Origin of the sequence: Rhizobium sp. WSM1274, assembly GCF_025200775.1 — a bacterium.
Classification (GTDB): domain Bacteria; phylum Pseudomonadota; class Alphaproteobacteria; order Rhizobiales; family Rhizobiaceae; genus Rhizobium; species Rhizobium leguminosarum_I.
This window is the reverse complement of the sequence record NZ_CP104138.1, coordinates 490,164-511,374: the sequence shown is the minus strand read 5'-3', so window position 1 is coordinate 511,374 and position 21,211 is coordinate 490,164. Positions and strand designations below refer to the sequence as shown.

The window sequence follows — 21,211 nt, the reverse complement described above, 5'->3', positions numbered from 1 at the left end:
ACTCGGGCACCTTTGCGGCCAACCTGTTTCCGCGAGAAGAATCACCTTAATGACCCCGCGGACGCCACATTGGCGCCTACTGCGGAGGAATGGAGTTGATGCACGAGGTCACTCTTTATCGGGAAAAGGGGAACAAGGCTCCAGTGGCTCTTAGCTATGGCGAGGAGACTCTCAGCAGCTCGCAGGCGCGCTTGATCAATCGGACGACTCTCACCCCGCAGATCGATCTCGAAGCCTACCGGTGCCGCGCTGTGGTCGATTGGATCGATATCCATTTCGAGCTGTCTCGGCGCACACAGTATTGGCACTTGAACGACCGCATCGAAAAGCTGACAGGCCGGAAAGAATATCCTGAAGCCTTGGATCTTGGCGACGGCAAGACAGCTACCCGATACAAGCTGCGCGTCCAGGAGCCAGATCTTGAGGCCGTCCGGAAAGTGCTCCGCGACCTGGAGAGCGCCTATGGTTTCGTTGCGCCGGCCAGCGTCACTGGGATTGAAATCAGCATCGACTTCTACCCGGAAAAGCCGAGCGAGGAAGCTCGAGCGCGAATGCACGGTGTTCTGATCCGGCATTTCTACCCAACGACGCGGGTCTTACGGAGCAAAAGGATGTGGCCGCGTTTCATGCCTGGGAGCGTCAAAAGCACCGACTACACTGTGAGCCGCAACGATAGTGACAGCAGCCTCGATATCGGAGACCGCATGGCACCTGGATTGGACCGCCCGGCCCTCTACGGTTCCACCTACTACGTCGGCGAGCGAGACAATCCAAGAGCCTTCTGGCGCATTCAGAACAAAGTGTTCGACAAACAGAACAAGGCTGCGGCCACCTGGGATGAGCTACCTGATGACAAGAAGCGAGTCCGGATTGAGGTGACGCTGGGACACGAGGGCTGCCGGGAAATAGGGCTGCGAAAATTCAGTGATCTTGAAACGCTCAAGATCACCCGCCTGCAGAAAGGCTTCTTCCAATTCATGAAGCCGACTTTCGCAATCATCCGTCCGGCAAGTTCGCGGGCCGGATCAGCGGCAGTGAAGCAGAAGGGCGAGGAATACCAAAAGCAAAGGTTTTTGAATGCAGGGGTGCTTGGGCTGCAGATTCGTGAGGACGCGAAAGGAGAGCTACGAGCGTTGGAAATGCCAAAGATCAGAAAGTGGCATAGAACGAGCGGAAGCAAGATGCCGCCCAAGATGAGAGCAGGCGCCGGCGCGTACGGAACGATGATTGCGTACGAGGAGCTGACGAGGATGGTGGAGCGGGCACTGGCTGGGCTTCAGAGGAAGGTAAGGAAGGAGATGGGTGAGTGAGGAGGATTGGATACAATAGTGATCAGTCAACAAGTTACTAGATGTAATCCGTCTTTGATGCGCTTTCCTGCACGAGACGTGGCTTTTTAACGATGACCACCATGATTTGTCTCGGGAAAAACCTGCAAACTTTAGGGCGTATGCCGTATCTCGACTACAAACGAAGGTCGCTTTTTTGCTGCGTTGCGCGAGTGACAAGGCGACGCTTGTGGCGTGGCCCTTGAGCTAGATGAGTAATTCAACACAAATCGACACGCCTCGAATCGGACCGCGATCTGATGCAGATCGCGTCAAGCGTGTCAGGAGTGTGATTATCCTAACTCGACATATCCAATCAACTCGGCCGAAAAACTCCCTTCCCCATTTACAGCTCCTTTGTGCCTCAGTTCCCGCTGCAAGGTAGGCTCGACGGAGCTCGCGAAAAGTGACACCCGCTCGTCGAACGATAAAGTAGGCTGCATTTCGGCAGCGTGGAAAACCTGACTGATTTGGCGCTCGATACTGGGGTTACGTGTCCCATCTTGCCTGACCGCGATCGGTTGAACTGAAACTCGCCTTTCGCCAGTCCCCAGGGAAGTCTCGATGAGCCAGATCGAGAGAAGCGTTGACCCAGTCTCGGTCCCGTTGAGCGCGACTCCAAGCTGGTCAGGCGGCAGGCTGCGCCACCGACTCAGCTCACCTTGCACAAGAGGATGATCGAGCCCCATCAGGTCAACGTCTTCCTGTGAAGTTGCTATGTCGCGATCTAGCGTAAACCGCTTCTTTTGCGTTCCCTCTGAGGAGATCAAATCGTACGTAAGCTCGTCAACCTTGATAAGCCTCCATTGCCGATCGGTCAGTGCAGCGCTGAGGAAACGGACTAAACGATCCATCCCCAGTGAGGTATCCGAAAGCGGTTTGTAGTCATCAAGGCTAAACCCATCGAGATCCTGAAATAGATCGAACACGACCTCGCGTGCCTCGCGGGCATTAGAAAGTGCCGCTTCCAACTCAACGGCCGTTCTCTTCAACTCTGGGTCAGAAAGTGCTTCTTGATAAAGTCGGCCGTAGTTTAGTCGCTCTGACAACTGGCCCAATATCTGAGAACGCAGATCTTCTGCTATGTTCCCCTGATCGTCCACCTTTCCGAGCGTTCGTGCAATCTCGGTGAGCTTGTCGTCCAGAAGAAGAAAAATGCGTCCCTCGATCGTGTCGGACAGGACAAGATTGTAGACTTGAGCCGTATGAGCCTGCCCATACCGATGGATACGGCCGATCCGCTGCTCCATATCCATCGGATTCCAAGGCAGGTCGAAATTAAAGAGAATGCGCGCAAACTGAAGGTTTATGCCTTCGCGGCCTGCTGCTGTGCAGATCAGGACCCGCGGCCCGTCCTTGAGTCGAAAGCGCCGTTCGGCAGCGACTTTTGCGCCGTGATCTCCACCCCGCAGGACGACGACGCCCTGACCTGGATAGGCTTGTTCGATTTCGCTGGCGAGCAGGTCCACCGTGCCCAGATAGGTGGCGAAGATAACAATCTTCTCGTTTGGATTTTGGCGCCATAACGTGCCCAATCCATCGAGCAGCTTTTGGACCTTGGTTTCGCGTTGCTCCGGAAACACCGACAGCAGATCGGCAATACGATGCCGCTCCTCAGGCAGATGGATATCCACTGCGGCTGAGGCGGCGTCCTCCATATGCGACGTAGCGAATTCACTGCCATACGGGTCGGACGCCATTTCAAGCGCCTCTTCGTCCAGCTTTTTCGCCAGTCGATATTTGAGGTCGGCCATCACTCGGTCGACCTCCGTTCGGCCAACGGGATCGCGCCCGAGGCTCCACTCGACGTGGATCAACTCGCGGGCTTCATCGTAAAGGCCTTCCCGACCCTCGATGTCGAGGTTGCGATCACGGATGAGTGCCTCGTGCAACGTCAGCATCAGCATACGGCGCTTCAACGTCCGCCGCACGGCGGCGAAGCTCGACGCAGCGATCTTCTGGAAGATGGCCATAAGGAAGCCGAGGGCGCGGCCCTGATTCCCCTGCCTCTTCGCGAGGTCGAAGCCATCTTCGAGATATTCCCGGAGCTTCTCATAGAACCGGCGTTCCTCATCCCGCATGAGGAACGATTCCGTATGCACCAACCGGCGTGCGAAAAGCGGGTCACCGTCCGGTCGGCAGGCATCGGCCTTCGTTCGACGGAACATAACAGTATTCAATCGATGACGGTTCTCCACCATCTCTTCGGGGCTGCCGAAGAGGGTCGGATTGAGAAGTTGAACAAGCATCCAAAACTGAAAATGATTGCCTTGGTGTGGCGTCGCCGATAGCAGGAGGAGATCTCGCGTGTGCCCCTTCAGCGCCTCACCGAGCTTGTAGTTCTCCGTCTTTCGGACCTTCCCGCCGATACGATATGCTGTCAGGTGGTGCGCCTCATCGAAAACGACCAGATCCCAGCGCGGGGCTTTGAGAAGCCGCGTGATACGCGCCGGCCTCTTGAGCGTATCTATGCTAGCGATCAGTCGATCGTGCTTTGCGAAAGCGTTGGTCTTCCGATCGGTGATGTCGCCTTCCGATCCGAAGACCTCGAAACCGAGATTGAAGACCTCGTTTAGCTCACGGTGCCAATTATTTACGAGGCCCGCCGGAACCACCATCAACGCCCGGTCGAGTTCGCCTCGGCTGGCGAGTTCCCGCAAGATCAGCGCAGTTTCGATGGTCTTGCCAAGGCCGACCTCGTCGGCGATCAGGAAACGGCGGGGCGATGCCGTGGCGATCCTATGCGTCAGAACGACTTGGTGCGGAAGCAGATCAATTCGCGCCGACGTCAGAGCCGACGCGCTTTCCATGACCGGCAGGGCATGGGCTTCATAGGAAAGCCAGACAGCCCGCGCCCGCTCGGGCGTGCCTTCGACCGATCGCAGAATTCGCTCCGTGCGGGATATTTCGCGCCGGACGCTTTCTACCGGAACACGCCGTTCTCCGATGCTGAAGAACGCCCGGAGATAGCCTTCGAGCGGGGGATCGAGCACAACACCCGCCCCGAAATCGGTGTGCGTTATCCGCTGGCCCGAGCTGAGATTTGCACCATCCATTAAGCCGCCGCCTTCAGGTGATCCGCAAATGGAACAAGCCGACCGGCTTGCCACCTTCGGAGAGGATGATTTCCTGGGGGTATTCCCGAGCCTCTCCCCAAAGGAGGCGGCCAAACTCGATTTGCTGGTCGGCGTGGGGCGCCGAGCAACGCCAGCGGACCGCATCCGTAGCCATGTCGGTGTGAAAACGTCGATGTCCGGCTGGTAGCCAGAAAACCAGAGCGGCCTCACCCGAATATTCATCTTGGAACGACAAGATGGCGGACTTCAGCTCGTTCGCCAACCAACCGTCGGCATCGGCGGGCGCGAGCAGGTCGAGACAGGCATCTAGCCCCGCGACCACTAACGTATTTCCGCTGTTGCTCGGCAGATCGACCGGCCATTTCTTGGCGGCACGGAGGAGTTCGCGCAAGCTATAGACTTCGACGGGCTTCGTGACGATTGAGAGCGCCTCATCGTCCCAAATCCAACTCACGCCGCGCCGCTGCCAGACGCTGTCGAGCAACTGCTTCATGCCCCATCCTCCTGGAATAGAGACATCTGCGCGACCGCCTCTTTGTGGCTGGAGGCCCAGTTGTTGTAGATCGTCAGCGCCCGTGACGACGCATTCCGCTTGGGCTGCGTCGCGCCATGCCAGCTAAGCCATTCCAAGAGACTCTTCAGTGCGGGATGCGGCTTGAAATTTTCGTTCTTCAATGTGTCTGACGCATTGATGCCGCTGCCATCATAGCACGCACCTACAAGCACCAGCGCCTGATCGAGATCGGCGGTCAATCGTCGACGATGCCTGCCTTGCCAGTCCCGAGCAAAGGCCAACGGATCGGCAAGATGGAAAACCTTTTTTTCCTCCGTTGCCCAGCCACGATTGGTAAATTCGTCTGGCGAGATGCCAGAGCCACGCAGAAGCTTTTGCATCTGATCGCGCGCGAGTTCGGTTTGGCCGTTGAAGATACGCAGAAACTGCCGGGTAATCGGCTCGGCTGTCACGGGCGGTGACTCGGTAGTTTTGTTCGCATCCTCGTCGATCAGTTGGTTGATGCCAACCAAAGCGTCCTTTACCGATATCGCGCGACCTTCATCGACGAACACCTTGCCGTAGTGACGAGAGAAATACTCGAGTGCCTTACCTCGGCGAATGACTTGGAGGTCGGCGGCAGGCAATCCGGCGCGGGCATGGTTTTCCAATAGCCCCTGTAACTGGCGCACGTCGGCAAGAACCTCGCGTCGCATTCGCCCCCAGCTCACCGGCTTCGGCTCTTCGGTCCGCTTCCGGCAGACATGTACTATGTCGTACTCAACCTTCTGCGAACCATATTGGCCATCGCCCTTAGTTTCATCGCCTCTCACAGGGAATGTTGCTTCAAGAATAAAGCCAGCTTCAAACAGGCTTTCTAGAACATCAATCCAAGGCTCATCCTGACTATGGTGGAACGTGAAGGCCAATATGCCGCCAGCTTTGAGCTTACGCCGGACGGCACTCCAGCAGCTAGTTAGCAGGCGGCGATAAAATTCGTCCGGCCCTTCTGGATTCCTCGCTTTATTTGAAACTACCTCCAGGTCTTTTGGAGTTTGAACGCCTCCAAAAACGTTGGGATATTTTTCCTTCAGAATTGGCCGAAGCCAAACGTAAAAGAAATCCGACCACTCTGCATATTGCATTAGATCGCCGAACGGAGGATCTGTTATGCACAAATCTAATTCTTCATCGTCTAAATATTCAATATCTGTAGATGATCCGCAGCTAATTACAACCGCGTCGGACTTCACCTTGTCTCCGGTATATACCTTTTCACTCTTCCCGGAGATTCCATCAACGTTCAAACTTTCATTTGCAACAAGCTCCCAGGGCGCACGCGCCCATTCAACAGTCTCTATTATTTTCTCGCAGCAAGATGTCCAGTTGCCGCGACCGTCCTGACCAAAGAAGCTATTCTCGACAGGCATTGCCTTTGGTCGAAAGTTGTTCTTAGCAAATTGCGGTTCAAGCGTATCTCTCTGCATGTTCCATATTGTCATCATGCATTGATTTCTCAGATATTGCTGAAACGCCGATATGACTAAATCGACAGCCGAGTCAGAATATCTACCGCGGCCTTCATGTATAGCTTTTGACAGAATCGAGAGACCCAACAACTGCCGATGATTAAACATCGTATACCAATGCGTGTAGCCATGCCTACGAACTGACCAAAAATCCGCTTCAAGACCGTAAGGAAGCTCTTCCTTTGGCCAGAAAGGGGACAGGTCTCGATCCTTGCGGTGCTGCCATTCCCTTTCCGCGGCATCCAACGATTTCGTGTTTGTAACGGGCGAAAAGAATCTGCCTCCATAAGGCTTCGACATTTCTTTCCTTCGGGGGGACGAACCTTGGATGGCAATTGCTTGATATGGAGCTGTCTTTCTCGTCCGATATGTACTATCCAGGACATCTTGAACGGCACCACAATGGGCACAGGCGAAGTTCGATTTTTTGGGGACAGTCCCGCCGCCCTCATCTGTCCTGAAACGTTTCTTTGTTTCCGGGCATTCGACCCAGATAGGGATCACTGTTTGTGTTTTGACGACACCCGTCACGGCGTCGGTAAGTTCGATCGTCTCCGTTCCACGAACCTCAAGCAACCTCATAGACCGGGCGCGATGAACATTCCATGCTGAGGTTGTCTCATCATTATCCTGAGCAGATCCACCAAATGGCACACCTTTGGAGTCAAGACCGGAGCTACCAGACAACCAGTCGGGATGGACGACTAGCGCCAGCTCAATCTTCTTATTTTTGCCCTTGCCGAGCTTAACCATCGAGCTATAGCCGCAGGACGGGCAGACAACACGCCCTTTTGGATCGAGAATCGAATAAGGCTTCTCATCTGGCGCCACGTAAAGCGGAACGTCTGGCGCCATTCGAGCATCGGCTCCTTCGACATCAAACGTCGCCCGGCAGGACGCACACTCATGCTCCCAACTCTTCACCGTCAGCGTCTTCACCGCCATGACCGGGTTCGTCATTATGGGAGTGCGGTGGCCGCATCCTGTTACTTGACATGGGACATGTTTGGACCAAAACGTGCAGATAATTTCTGGCCCCTCATATGCGTAGTCCTTGCGTTCCTCTGGCGCAATTGACAGCGGATCGAAGTCCAGCCCCATCACCTTGCTGGAAGGCTTGTGCTTCCAGGTTCCTTTCTCGCCGTTCGGACCGTCGCAGCAGTAGAACGGCGCAATCTGTGGCTTCACCTCAGCCTCAATATCCGCGAGCAATCGCTTCACCTCGTCAAGGTCGACGTCTGCCAGTTCCTGCTTCACCACAAACCAAGCGACCGGATTGAGGTCGTTGCCTGACATTTGCATGCCGAGGCGCGAGCCCTCCACGAGCGTCGTTCCCCCGCCCATGAAGATGTCAGCAACCTTCAGATCCTTGAAGGAACCCTTCTTCTGATGGTTGGCGTAGTAATTGTCCCAGACGAGCTTTGCAGCCAACGCCGGATCTTCTGGAGCCTTCGTCGCAGCAGCGATAAGCATTGAACGAAACACACTAGAGCGACGGCGTGCCCACCATTTCGACATCTGGTAGATAGGCTTACCGGCATTGCCTTCGATTGCGGCCACTTGGTTGACAGGAAGGATCGGAAAGTCGACCTCGAGACAAGTCTTCGGCCGGTTTGGATCGCTGAAATCAACGGTCTCTAAGGCGACTGGTTTGCCGGCACTAACAGCGCGCGCTACCTCTTGGGCGATAATTTCTTTTTTTGTGGCCATGCGCGGCGTCCCTACTTCGTAATTTCTACAAATGGTGACAGCATCTCAAGTACCGAGAGTCCACCGTGCGCCAGCGTCGGGTATCCCCCCTGGCTACGCCATTTCCACCTGCCGACAGCGAGCAGGTGCTGGCCGTGGGGACTGATTGCTTGCATCGCAACCGGAGGCACAAATGGTCCGGGATCATGTTCGCCAGCGACGACGCGACCGCTCCTGAGGCTGGCCTTGAGGAAGGCGGCCTGTTCGTCCGCAGCATCAAAGAACAAGCCGGTTGCAGCATACCCGTGGTCCGACGTAACTACCAACCGCCTGCCCGTTGCGAGACGCTCAATAAATACCCAAAAATCATCGCTAGTCAGTTGAGCCGCAATGTCACGGGTAAGGGTATCAAGCCCCTGACCTGCGCCCGAGCCATCGTGCAGCTTACTGTCCGGCCACTGGTGCCAGAAAATCCAATTGGGAGACGCATCGATGAGATCGGCGCAGTCCTTCCACGGCAAATCGACGCACTCGGTTCTTGCGGGGACGAAGCGATGCGCCGTGCCGCCGCCGTTATTCTGAAGCTGGCTTCGGCTGTTGAAGCCGAGGGCGCGAGCAAAGGCATTTGTCTCGCTCGGCACCTCCGCCCCATAAGCGATCGTTCTGTGAACGGTCAAGCCACGCGCCTTTGCACCTTCGGTCAGCCAAGGAAGCTCCCGCAGGCTTAGCCCGTCGAGAACGAGGATGGCCTTGGCGCTGTAAGGCGATGACCACCAATCCACGAGACGATCGGCGTTCCGATCGACAGCGTCGCCGTACTGCTCCCAAAGATCCCACCCCGCCGCCGCTAGAAAGTGGTCAAGCGCGCCAATGGCGCGGTCCCGCTTGGTGACTTCGCCCGAGGCGTTAGACGTGGACAAGGGCTGAGCGCAGATCGAAATCGCGCTGTTTATAATCGCGCGCCACGCATCGGCAGGCGCCGCGGTCGTGAGTGAGCGAAACTGATCCGGGCCGAGCGCCATCAGTTGCTGTCCTTGTCGAGGGAGAGTTCGAAGGTCATTCCGTCAGGCAGCTTCTTCAGCAGCTCTTTCAACTGCGCACCGGTCGCGGCCGAGACCTTCAACGTCACTTCCCGAACCGGCGTTGCAGGGCCGATTCCCCAACCCTCGAGCTTGCCAATGAGGTTGAGTGGTGAGGTCGCCGAGTTAGACAGAGTCATCCGCGGGCCAGCTGACGTTCCTCCGAAAATACTGCCGCTGGGAGAGTCCGATCCGGGACCTAAAGGTGGATAAGGGACGCCGTCTCCCGGCTCTGGGACCGGCTGCGGCGTCGCACCGCCACCGAACAATCCTCCTGTAGGAAGATCGCTAGCGGACGGCGGCGTTGATCCGCCGGTGGAAGGCACGGCCGAAGGAGGAAGCAGGAAAATCTCATCAAGCTGGCGTCCGGTATAAGCCAGCTTGGGCCGCAGACGCCTCCACGCCGAATCCTCGTCCTCGCCCGCTTGAGCTTGCAGATACTCCATGCCACGGAGATTGATCGCCACCTTGCCACGCGCGCACATGCGTACGATGCGCTCTTTCATCGCCGTCTCGCCAAGCCACGGGATGCAATCCTGTCCCGCCGGCCGCGGCTCCTGCAGCTCTCGCAACAGCTTGCCCACGGGGGCATTGTCACTAGCCGCCTCCAGCACGAGAGCTTCGAAATCCTCGGGTACGAAGAGATCGTTGACTAGGGCCTGCTCGACAGCATCGGGAATCTTCGCGCCTTGTTCGCGAAGCGTCTCAACGTGGAATTCGCATTTGGCGGGTTCTGTGAAGTTCCAGCGGTGCAGCACTGCGAAGCGGTCAAAACGCTTCTTCAAAATATCTCGAAGCTCATTTTGATACTTCGTTTGGAGTTTCCGATATTCCGGATTCTGGAAACCCCATTCCTGAGCCTTCATTTCGGCCCGGGCGAGGACCAAAAGGTCACGGTCATAAAACGCATTTGACGTTCCGGCGCGTGGCAGCAGGAAACGAATCGTGTTGCGCCGCTTCTGCAGATTATCTTTCAACCAGCGCCCTAGTCGTTCATTGAGGCGGTCCGGTTCCTCCGGCAAAACGAGAATGGGCAAGCGCTCATCCCATTTCTCTGGCTGCTCCCCCTCATCGACACCGGACCACGGATCGTTCAACCATGTACGTGGCAGGGCAATCACCCGAAAGGTGCGTGCGACCTCCTCGGAGCCGCCAATCACATAGCGCGTTTCCCTCGCCAATTGGGCAAGGTCAGACCCATCCGCGAAGAGCTTGTCATTCCGGGCCGAGGCCATGACCTTGGCCTGCGGGTTCTCCTCCTCCTTGAAGACGAGCCGGGGGCCATCCTGATGGATGTTGAAGCTGTTCTCGATGATCGTGGCCAACTCGACCTGAAAGGCGTTGTCATCGATCGGCTTGTTCTGAGTGATATCCACCTGAAGAACGGCTGGTTCGGCGCCCGCGAGGTTTCCAACGGCGATCGAGCGAAGCCACAACGCGCCCACGATTTCCTGCAAATGGGGAACCCTTGAGGCATGATCAGAAACCGCCTCAGTGACCGAAGTCAGATTCCGAAGTGCCTTGTCGCGAAGCGTCCGGTGCTGCTGGTTGGCGACCGAATCCAAGAGCGCACCGATACCTGAGGCGTCGTCATCCAGTCTGAAGTCCGCCGCTGTCAACACAGTCGTTTCGTCGCCACGGCTCTTGAACAGATTCGCCAGGATTCTGATCAGATCTCGCGTCTCTTGCGCATCAGTGGCGACGAGTACCTGGTCTTCCAGCAACTGAAGGAGATGCGGGGCGAAGGGCCAAGACTCGATAAAGTCCCGCCGCTTGCGATCCTGCTCCGCCGCCGGCGTGCTCAAGAGCCGAACATATTCCGCTATGTGACGCGCAAGGGCGGCTTCGATCGACGACGACGAGATCTGGAGCCTGTTCTCGAAGAGGCGGTGCAACAACATCCGTCGGCGATCGTGCTGGATGCGCTCCGGGCTTCCGCCGGCCTTGAAATCAATCTGCACAGGGTTGACGCGATGTATCTGCTGATATGCGTCAGTTTCGCCGTTTCGTACTGAAACGACGAGAACTAGGAGCTCAGGATGCTCCTTGGCGATCTCGGACAGAATCTGGATGAAATTGAACGCCCACTGTTTCCACGGATATTGTTTGGTGTTCGTAAGGCCATCGTACCAAGTCTGAAATTCATCCAGCAGCAGCATGACAGGCTTATGCCGAAGGAGTTCGAGGATGAGTTGGTCAGACGGAATATCCGTCTTCGCCGCGCCCATGCCTTCCCACTTGCCTTTAATGTAGGCACCGTGCGGATGCTGCTCGAACAAAAGATCCCAAAGAAACTTGTAGCGCTGCCGATGCAGGCTCTCGCCGATGACGAGCACCCCATTGCGCAACTGGATGTCGCCGATGTGTCGATCGCCCAGCGTGGTCGACCAATTCTTGAGCCAAGCACCGGTTGAAGCCGCATCGTTGACCGCGTGAAACAGCGCAGCCATCAAGTGGGATTTACCAAGACCGCGCTCGCCAATAACAACGACTGGACGACCTTGATTCGGCCCGACAGCTTCGATGCCCTTCAACAAGTCATGCGTCGGATAGGTGATTTCCAAGAAGTCCTTCGCCGCGATCTGCGTGGCGCCGGTATTTGCTTCGTTAGAAAGTTCGATCGCCGTCCCTTTGAGGCGTCGGCCCCGGAACTCCTCTCTAAGCTTCAAACCCAACATAAAATTGTTCCTAATTTCTTTGATGTCAGTGCCTCGCCCGAGACAGTCCGTGATCGGCTCAAGAAATTCCGAGAAAGCTCAGAACAAACGCAGCAAGCCCTGCTACGCCAGTTGTCCCTGCGATCGTCACGATATCACTTGTAACCGCACTAACGTTGAGAGCGACTCCACGGGATGACCTGAGCCATCGATGCCAGTTCCCCTTTGCCGCAGCTATCTCCTCCCCACTCTCCGCAGAGGCTAGATTCTTCAGGTGCGCTGCAAATGCAAGCTGATCTCTCGAATTCAAAGAAGATTGCGGGACATTCGCCAATTCGGAAAAAACAGACCGTACCTCTGCGGTCAATTTCTTCGCCTCACCCTCACTTACGAATATGTCACCTTCGACACCTTGAATTATCGTGGCGCCGCTGCCCGATATGACATTGTGAAAACTGTTCCGCACCTTCGCCTCATCATGCATGATCGTAATGTAGGCATCGGACCTGGCGATTAGCTCGTCCAACTCCATACCATTTTTGATTCCCACAACTAAATGATCGAAAACGTTAATTATGTCGACTTCCCGCAGCCCCGCGAGTCCTATTAGGCGCCCATGTCGAACGTCCGACGACCAGATCGCTAGAGCTGGGAGCTCCACAAATTCTGACCGACTAATGAACTGATCCCGGATGTCCGAACCGCCGTTTTCCCGTATGTATTTTGCGGAACGAAAAACATTGAGGTGCTCACCTGAGCGAAAATGAAAGAAATCACTTCGTTCAGAAATGAATTTTTCGAATTTTCGATGAAAATTGTGATATAGAAAGAGGCAGCTTAGCCTCTCCCGCGCTAAAAATTGTACATATTCCGCGGGTGATCGTAGACTAGTACAAAGCCTTCGGTTTTCTTGACGAATAAATCCTTCCCAAATTGTTCGCCATCCTCCCGAGACGGAGCCATTGAACCACTCAATTAAGTATTTTGCGGTTTTAGTTGGATTCGGAAAATTACTTGAAAATTCCTCAATTAATGCAGTGATGGTTGACGTATTGTGTTCTCTATCGACGATAATCTTGACTCGCAACCATTCTAAAAATGTGGCGAGCGTGACCGGATCGTAATATTCCTTGAACATGAGCCTGCCTGGTCAACGAGTTTCAACGTTTCATAACTCGCATTGGTTGAGATAACCTGAAGCAATGTTGCAAAGTCACGCAGTTGCCGGTTCAAATTTCTCTAGCGGGAGAGGCATTCTCCACCCGAGTGCCTGATCGACTATCTATCCTAAGATGATCGATAATCAGACCCGGATAAGCGATCGAGTTAATAAGTTCGACCCTTTGGTCAAGCATACCTTGGGGCAACGTCCCGTAGCGCTGGGTCATTGTTCCTGAGGTGTGCCCCAGTATGAAGCCAAACTGCTCATCCAGGTATCCTGCACGCCGAAGCGCGTCTGCTGCTCCGTGCCGAAAACTGTAGAGAGAAAGACCGCGACCTTCCTTCAGGCCGATCTTCGTCAGATAGCGGGGGAAATCTCGGCTGAATTCAGCAATCATCTGCCCACGCCCATTGCGCTCTGCCACCGGGAACAGACGCTTCTCTCCCTGCTTCTTCAGGTCGGCATGGTACTTCAGCAAGCCGAGCTTCACCAATTCGGGATGCAGCGGTACGACGCGCATAGAGCCAGCAGTCTTCACGGACTTATCATCGCCTCCTTCTGTCGTGATGTGCATGATCCAATGGCCGCGATCTTCGCGCATGTCGTCTATGCCAAGCTGCGCAATCTCTGCCGGTCGTGCACCGGAATAGAGCATGATCAGCGGCACCCAAAAGCGATGGTCCCGGATAAGGATGTTGCCCGGCTTGCTCCAAAATCGGGGCGCTTCATCGTTCTGGCATCCGGTAAAGAAGGGCGATTTGAACAAGGTGTTCATCTCCTCAACCGTGAACGGTTTCGTGGTCTTCTCTTTCGATTTCTTCAGAAACATATCGGCGGCGGGGTTCGCCGCGATATAGCCATGGTTCGTCAACCAGGTGCAGAACGCGCTGAAGCCGGAAAGATAACGGTTGACGGTCGTCGTGCTGATCGTCGGCTTCTTCACCGTCTCGTTGTGCTTGACGATTTGCGTAAGCTTCATGCCTTCAAATGCATTCGTCTCGGTCGCCTTTACGGGGTATTGGAGCAAGAGCGCCTTCCACTCGCGGACGGCTTTCTTGTCTATCCGATGCACCGGGAAGGTGTTGCCAACAGATTCGACAAACAGACCCACGTCTCGGCGAGCCTGCGCAAGAGTGTCGGGCTTGATCTGGTTCGGGTTCTCGCGGGAGTAGCTTTCGAACAGCTCCATGATGGTTTCGCCTGGCGCTGCAGCTTCGCGAGCTCTACCGCTCGCAGGCGTGACGATCGGATCTTTCGGGGCTCCGGTGAAATCGCCCTGGTCGCGCTCAAGGGTGCGCTGCAGGCCCTCGATTTCAGCTCGTGTCATGAGGACACAAAGCTCACGGTATTCCTCAGAACCTGTATCGACAAGAAGCCGATGCCTGGCTACAAAATCCTTCACTGCCGGTTCGATCAAGGTGCCGTCGCCGGCCGTGAGTGCGGTCTTCAAGGCGGCAAGACGGCGGGTGCGCAGGTTTGCGTCGTCGGTTCGTGCCCGAAGCATCAGCTCGTAGTCGGTATAGGCGTTGATCATGCCGAAGAAGTTGTCGGACGTGATTTCCCCGAGATCGATGCGGCGATAGAGGCGCTGCAACTCGGCGTCCATCTGCTCGGGTGTCGGCATGGATCGCTGCTTGCGGTCATAGCCGCCGACAGTAGCCTCGTAGTGCTGCCAGACGGCAATCGCCTTGTCGTCAGACGTGATTTCACGGCGGGTGCGAACCTCCTCGAATTCAGCGCGCCACCCCTCTATCACGGGCCAGAGGCGCTTCTTCGCTTCGTTCTCATCCTTGGTGCGCAGAGACTTCTTGCGCGTCGTGGTTCCGAAATGCCCAACGAGATCAAGCGGGACGTCCAGCCTCGCATAGTAGGTAGCGTTTCGCCGTTCGAGATATGTAACCCTTGCCAAATCCGCCCATCCGTAGCACTATTCCGGAACACCCAACCGGAACAGTCGTAGAAAATAAGCTGTTTGTTTGCAATAGGTTGTTTTGCATCATGGGCTTAATGAAGGTTGGATTACTTTCCAGGTTCCCCAGCCAATTCTCCCTAAAAGCCCTTAATTCCTTGATTTTCCAGTCGTGCCGGATATCGTTTTGGCGTCATTGGCGACCTGATGCCCAGAACTGTAGCCCACAGGTGATGCCCACGCGCGAACAAGCGCGGCGGCGTCGCAGGTGGCAGGCAAGGGCAAACACCTTATGGCGGTCCGCCACGACGTCGAGAACCTTATTCGCCGCGGCAACATCTTCTACTGGCGCGCTCGTGTTACTACAACGCGACCAAGGATGCCGTCGTCGACGCGCTGGCCGAGCATAAGAGCCGGCCGAGATTGATGCGGATCGATGCTTTCGAAGCCGAAGACGAAGACGGCACGCCACTATTATTGAGGGCGAGGTCGGACGCGTCTTCGGCGCGATCGGCCGCAGCTTCCGCTGCCGCTACGATCGCCGAAGACGCCTGGTCGCTGATGAGCCGGAACTCGCTGCCCTGCTGGCGGCCGAGCACGATCATACCGCCGGGCAGGCCGCCGACTACCGGATCATTGCCGGGATTGGTCTTGATAGTGAGCGCCGATCCGCCGTTGAAGGCAACCGTGACAGGCGTGGTCGTGTTAGTGGCAAAAATCGGAAGCCAGATCAGCGCCGTTTCGGAGATCGGAATGTCCGTCGTCGCCTGGATCGCGCTAGCCGTGCCGGCTCCGACGTTCGAAGCCGGGATGAACGGGAACGGCAGATCGGCGACGCGCGCCCACGTGCCGAGGCCGGAAGCCCCAGACTTCTGATAGAGGCCGTTATATGCGGTCGTCGGGTCGGCGATGACCCACGCCATCGTGTTATCGTCGTGGGCCACATCGGCAAGCAGAAGAGCCTTCGTCAAAAAAACTGGGCTTTTGACGACTGATGATCCTGTGATGAAGCTTTCGAGGTAGGTGCCCCAAGCTCGGACATCCGGTTTTGATGGCTTGTGGTTTCCAGACGCCGGAATGCCGTCCGAAACGAAGTCGCGCCAAACCTGCCTTGCAGTTAATGGCATTCAATTCTCCATGAAAAAAAGCCGCGCAGAGGCGGCTGTGAAACTGTGATTTTGGTGACGTGGCGTTGGGCTATGCCCAGCCGGCTCCGTCGCTGAAGGTGGTTTCGTCGTCGAAGGGAATGCCCGTGTCTTCTGTCGCCTCGGCAGGCGGCGGGTTTGTTTCGTCTTCAGCTTCGGGCGCAGGTTTTGGGTCGCTCGTTGGGGCGGTGGTGATTGTCATGGGATTTCCTTTGATTAAACTGCGAAGAGGCTCAAGCGGCCCGTGACCCCTTGGCGGGGACATGCTGAAGAAGCGACCCATGCTGGTCCAAGCCTTTTTACGGGAAATTGACGACCGACCGGGGGTGTGCGACTTTGGTGTGAAACGTGAGGGTCCGACAATGGTCGACATAGTCAGAGAAGGCTCTTTTAGAGATGGTTTCGAAGTTGGCTACAGAACCGTACGCGGGACAGCCGTAGCCCTTCCTAGTATTCCGGAACAACCTGTCACTCGCGGCAACAGCACACCGTTTCTGATGGGAGTGCGCAGAGGCATTGAGGGTGCCTTGGGTAAGGATATCGACGACTCGTCGCAGGACTAACGCCCAAAGCCACCCACGCTCTTGATAGCCTTCCGCCTGGAGTTGACTAACGACGCCGCTTGCCGCGGCGAACTGTCGGCTGCCCGAACTCTTTCAGCGCCCACGGCTCGCCTTGCTCAGGGTGGCGCGGGATTTCAAGAAAGGAGTCACCAAGTCGGCGCCAGGCTGCCTCAGCAACATCGATCGATGGACGGTGGTAGGCATCTGTCTCGATTCCGAGCTCTGCCAGTTCGTCGAAGAAATCGTGGCCGCTGGAGAACACGAAAAACCACTGATCGAGCCCATCGATCGAGCGGCGCTTGCCAGCTTTTCGTCTGACTGGCATATCCGATGCCGAATATGACGTGATCCTTGCTGTCGGCTTCGCGCATGGGAGGCGAGATCGCGAACGGCCGGCGCCGGATCTGGTCGAGGAAGCGCCCATCGAATTAGGGAGAACCCGCAGACGCCCTACGAAATTGACACTTTTGATCGCTGTGGATCGTCTCCCAGGTTCTGCAACGCCTTTCCGGGACCGAGCGCTCTCCGCGGCCATCAAGTCGGCTTCCAGGACACCTGTACCGAGGTCATGCTTACCTATCGCATTAGCGGTGTTCCGGTCATCGACGATGCGGGTTGCCTCGTCGGGATCATCAGTGAGGGTGATCTGCTGCGCAGAACGGAATTGGGGCGGGGAACCATCGCCGAACTCGGAACGTCAGTACTTACCGCCGGGGAGCAAGCTACAGATTACGTCAAGAGTAACTCGTGGCGGGTTGCAGACGTCATGAGCCGCGCGCCAGTGGTCGTGGAAGAGGACGCGTCGCTTGGACGGGTTTCCGGGTTGATGCAAAAGCATGGCATCAAGCGCATTCCCGTTATGAGAGAGGGCGTGCTGGTCGGCATCATCAGTCGTGCAGATCTTCTGAAAGTGATTGTTAGAGCCGACCTAGACGAAACCGCGCGAGGTGACGAAGCCGTCCGTCGCAGCATCGCGATACGGCTCAGCGAAAATACGGGTCTTCTCGGAAGAGACGTGACCGTAGCCGTAACCGACGGTGTGGCTCATCTATGGGGAAACGTTGACACGGCAGAGTGCAAGAAGGCGGCGCGCGTTGCTGCCAAAAGTGTTCGCGTCGTGAGAGGAGTGGTTGAGCATTTCTCCGAAGATCCGAAAGGATCTGCGATCGCGCGTTCGGATTAAACGTCAGGCACCGTCGATTTTAACTGTGCTTCGGATGCATTTCGTGCGAGTATTAGAACGCGTGAATATTTGCAAACTGGGACGAAGCTGTTTTGGATAGCCGAGCGGGACATATGCTGGGCGATAATCACGGACGCGCCAGCGTTTCATGCTGATGTCCAAACATGCTGCTGTGGCAATATTCGGTCGATAACGACTGCGCTACGAACTGTGCCCTTGCGGCCAGCATCCCAATGCCAGGGCGTTCGCCCCAGTCGCTAGCAGTTTTGAAAATTCGACGATTTCTCACCTTGAAAGATCTTACCGCAGCAATCTGGGCTCAGAGGAGGAGGCACCCATGGTTTCGCTCAAGACGGCAGGAGACGTAAAGGTCGCCATGAAGGAGAACACGGCAGCGGGCGGCCCCCTTTCGGCGGAAGAATTGCAGTCGATGGATGCCTACTGGCGGGCATCGAACTATCTGTCGGTCGGACAGATCTATCTTCTCGACAATCCTTTGCTGAAAGAACCGCTAAAGCGCGAGCACATAAAGCCGCGACTGCTTGGTCACTGGGGCACGTCGCCAGGCTTGAACATGCTCTACGCCCACCTCAACCGCGTTATCAAACGCGATGATCTCAACATGATCTACGTCATCGGGCCGGGACATGGCGGGCCATCGTTGGTCGCGCACGCCTATCTCGAAGGCACCTACAGCGAAGTCTACCCTAACATTGGCCAAGACACGGAAGGCATGAAGAGGCTGTTCAAACAGTTCAGTTTTCCAGGCGGCATCCCAAGCCACGTTGCTCCGGAAACACCCGGCAGCATTCACGAGGGCGGGGAACTGGGCTATGCCCTCAGCCACGCCTACGGCGCGGCGTTCGACAACCCGGATCTAATTGTCGCCTGCGTCGTCGGCGACGGAGAAGCCGAGACGGGGCCGCTTGCAACAGGCTGGCAAAGCAACAAGTTCCTGAATCCTGCTCGCGATGGCTGTGTGCTGCCGATCCTGCACCTGAACGGCTACAAGATCGCCAACCCGTGCTTTCTAGCCCGCATTCCCCGCGACGAGCTAAGGAAATTTTTCGAAGGCATGGGTTACACGCCATATTTCGTCGAGGGCGATGAGCCCGCGAGCGTGCACCAGCATCTGGCAGGCGCCCTTGATACCGCAGTGGCGGATATCCAGGAGATCTGGGCAGATGCCCGCGACAGGGGCAACGTGAAGCGTCCCATGTGGCCGATGATCGTTTTCCGCACACCGAAGGGCTGGACCTGCCCGCCTGAGATAGACGGCAAGAAGTCGGAGGGCTATTGGCGGTCGCACCAGGTGCCGATGGGCGACATGGACAAGCCGGAACACCTCCGCATTCTCGAAGCATGGATGAAGAGCTACCGCCCCGAGGAACTGTTTGACGACGGAGGCCGGTTCAAACCGGAGCTGGCAGCGCTTGCCCCCGCAGGGCATCGTCGAATGAGCGACAACCCGCACGCCAACGGCGGATTGCTGCTGCAGGACCTGAAGATGCCCGACTTCCAGGACTACGCGGTATCCGTGCCGAGCCCTGGAGCAACCATCGCCGAATCGGCGCGGATGATGGGGGCGTTTCTCCGCGATATCATGAAGATGAACATGGAGAGCAACAACTTCCGCCTGTTCAGCCCTGACGAAAACAACTCGAATCGCTGGCAGGATGTGCTCGAAGTCACCAACCGCTGCTACATGGCGGATATCTATCCGGAGGACGATCATCTGGCGCCGGACGGACGGGTGATGGAGGTGCTCAGCGAGCATCAATGCCAGGGCTGGCTGGAAGGCTACCTGCTAACCGGCCGGCACGGCTTCTTCTCCTGCTACGAAGCGTTCATTCACATCATTGATTCGATGTTCAATCAGCACGCCAAATGGCTGAAGGTCTGCCACGAGATCCCATGGCGGCGGTCGATCGCCTCCCTCAACTACTTCCTGAGCTCCCACGTCTGGCGGCAGGATCACAATGGCTTCAGCCACCAGGATCCGGGGTTCATCGATCATGTGGTCAACAAGAAGGCAGATGTTGTCCGGATTTATCTGCCGCCGGACGCCAATACGCTGCTCTCCGTGACCGATCACTGCCTGCGCAGCCGCAACTACGTCAACGTCATTGTCGCCGGCAAGCAGCCTGCCCCGCAGTGGCTCACGATGGATCAGGCCATCAAGCATTGCAGTGAGGGCCTTGGCATTTGGGAATGGGCAAGCAACGACAAGGGCACCGAGCCTGACGTCGTGATGGCATGTTGTGGGGATGTTCCAACACTTGAGACGCTGGCAGCGGTCGAGCTAATCCGGGAGCATCTGCCGGAGCTGAAGGTCCGCGTCATCAATGTGGTTAACCTGATGAAGCTGCAGCCGCCGGAAGAGCATCCGCACGGGCTGCCGGACCGCGATTTCGATGCTCTGTTCACCAAGAACAAGCCGATAATCTTCGCCTTCCATGGCTATCCTTGGCTCATCCACCGGCTCACTTACCGCCGCACCAACCACGGCAATCTGCACGTCCGCGGCTACAAGGAAGAAGGCACGACGACGACGCCGTTCGACATGGTGGTGCTGAATGAGATGGATCGCTTCCATCTGGTCGAGGACGTGATCGACCGGTTGCCGCAACTCGGTGCGCGCGCAGCCTATTTCAAACAGGCTATTCACCATAAGCTGATCGAACACCGGCAGCACATCGAAAAATATGGCGACGACGTGCCCGAAATCTCGAGCTGGACGTGGGGACAGTCGGCTGCCTTGGGAGAGCTGCGATCGACAGAGGCAGACAACGTCTGAGCCAGGAGGGCTGGACGTGAAAGTATTCGTGATCAGGCATGGGGAGACCGAGTGGAGCCTAAGCGGGCAACACACGGGCATGACAGACGTCCCCTTGACCGACAACGGACGACAACAAGCGGAACGGATGCGGCCATTGTTGGCTCGGCAAACATTCGCGCTCGTTCTTGTGAGTCCGCTGCAGCGGGCACGGGAGACGTGTGACTTGGTAGGCTTCGGCACCAAGGCCATCATCGAACCAGGCCTGATGGAGTGGAACTACGGCGAATATGAGGGCCTGCTGCCCCAGCAAATTCAGGCGAAAAGACCGGGTTGGTTGGTTTTCCGTGATGGATGCCCCGGAGGCGAGACGCCGGGGCAAATTGGTGCTCGGGTGGATCAAGTCGTGGCGCGCACACGGGCTGCAGATGGCGACGTTGCGTTGTTCGCGCATGGGCACGTGCTGCGCGTGCTTGCAGCACGATGGATCGGCCTGCCACCGGGTGCCGGACAGCATTTTCTCCTGAATACCGGCACGTTGAGCATCCTTACCTACTACCACGAGATACCGGCAGTGAGGGTCTGGAATGGACAAGTCTATGAGTAGTGTGCGGGACAGCT

The 21,211-nt window shown here is 56.6% G+C and carries 13 protein-coding genes and 1 pseudogene; 4 read left to right on the top strand and 10 right to left on the bottom strand.

The genetic code is table 11. The features are described from left to right. The first annotated feature begins 98 nt into the window (after positions 1-98). The gene (locus N2600_RS02445; RefSeq protein WP_260297862.1) at positions 99-1,310 is read left to right on the top strand and encodes a hypothetical protein; all 1,212 of its coding nucleotides are present in this window, start codon (positions 99-101) and stop codon (positions 1,308-1,310) included. A gap of 311 nt (positions 1,311-1,621) precedes the next feature. On the opposite strand, the gene N2600_RS02440 is transcribed toward N2600_RS02445, so the two are convergent. The 10 genes from N2600_RS02440 to N2600_RS02395 form a co-directional block, all read right to left on the bottom strand. Beyond that, complete coding sequence (locus tag N2600_RS02440) at positions 1,622-4,384, bottom strand: DEAD/DEAH box helicase (RefSeq protein ID WP_260297861.1); 2,763 nt, start codon at positions 4,382-4,384, stop codon at positions 1,622-1,624. 13 nt (positions 4,385-4,397) lie between these two features. Then, positions 4,398-4,898, bottom strand: coding sequence for a hypothetical protein (locus N2600_RS02435; protein WP_260297859.1), 501 nt, complete (start codon positions 4,896-4,898; stop codon positions 4,398-4,400). After that, positions 4,895-8,137: a DUF1156 domain-containing protein gene (locus N2600_RS02430; RefSeq protein WP_260297858.1), complete on the bottom strand. Its 3,243-nt coding sequence runs from the start codon at positions 8,135-8,137 to the stop codon at positions 4,895-4,897. Before N2600_RS02430 ends, N2600_RS02435 begins: the two co-directional genes overlap by 4 nt. Before the next feature lie 11 nt (positions 8,138-8,148). Next, entirely contained in the window at positions 8,149-9,138 is a 990-nt protein-coding gene (locus N2600_RS02425; protein ID WP_260297857.1) for a hypothetical protein, read from the bottom strand. Next, positions 9,138-11,873: a DUF499 domain-containing protein gene (locus tag N2600_RS02420; RefSeq protein ID WP_260297856.1), complete on the bottom strand. Its 2,736-nt coding sequence runs from the start codon at positions 11,871-11,873 to the stop codon at positions 9,138-9,140. The genes N2600_RS02425 and N2600_RS02420 overlap by 1 nt, the downstream gene beginning before the upstream one ends. Positions 11,874-11,931: 58 nt before the next feature. Further along, a complete protein-coding gene (locus tag N2600_RS02415; protein ID WP_260297855.1) occupies positions 11,932-12,990 on the bottom strand; it encodes a hypothetical protein in 1,059 nt (352 codons plus the stop codon). Between the two features lie 91 nt (positions 12,991-13,081). Then, a complete protein-coding gene (locus tag N2600_RS02410) occupies positions 13,082-14,923 on the bottom strand; it encodes a site-specific integrase (protein WP_260297854.1) in 1,842 nt (613 codons plus the stop codon). A gap of 362 nt (positions 14,924-15,285) precedes the next feature. Next, a complete protein-coding gene (locus N2600_RS02405) occupies positions 15,286-16,050 on the bottom strand; it encodes a hypothetical protein (protein ID WP_260297853.1) in 765 nt (254 codons plus the stop codon). 70 nt (positions 16,051-16,120) lie between these two features. Beyond that, the gene (locus N2600_RS02400; protein ID WP_222385716.1) at positions 16,121-16,270 is read right to left on the bottom strand and encodes a hypothetical protein; all 150 of its coding nucleotides are present in this window, start codon (positions 16,268-16,270) and stop codon (positions 16,121-16,123) included. Positions 16,271-16,677: 407 nt separating this feature from the next. Continuing rightward, complete coding sequence (locus N2600_RS02395) at positions 16,678-16,956, bottom strand: hypothetical protein (RefSeq protein ID WP_222385836.1); 279 nt, start codon at positions 16,954-16,956, stop codon at positions 16,678-16,680. Between the two features lie 258 nt (positions 16,957-17,214). Here N2600_RS02395 and N2600_RS02390 point away from each other — a divergent pair. From N2600_RS02390 to N2600_RS02380, 3 genes and pseudogenes are all read left to right on the top strand, one after another. Then, positions 17,215-17,814, top strand: a pseudogene (locus N2600_RS02390) (CBS domain-containing protein); the annotation flags it as partial. 337 nt (positions 17,815-18,151) lie between these two features. Continuing rightward, the gene (locus tag N2600_RS02385) at positions 18,152-20,611 is read left to right on the top strand and encodes a phosphoketolase family protein (protein ID WP_260110146.1); all 2,460 of its coding nucleotides are present in this window, start codon (positions 18,152-18,154) and stop codon (positions 20,609-20,611) included. Between the two features lie 16 nt (positions 20,612-20,627). Next, complete coding sequence (locus N2600_RS02380) at positions 20,628-21,197, top strand: histidine phosphatase family protein (protein ID WP_260110145.1); 570 nt, start codon at positions 20,628-20,630, stop codon at positions 21,195-21,197. Positions 21,198-21,211: the final 14 nt, after the last annotated feature.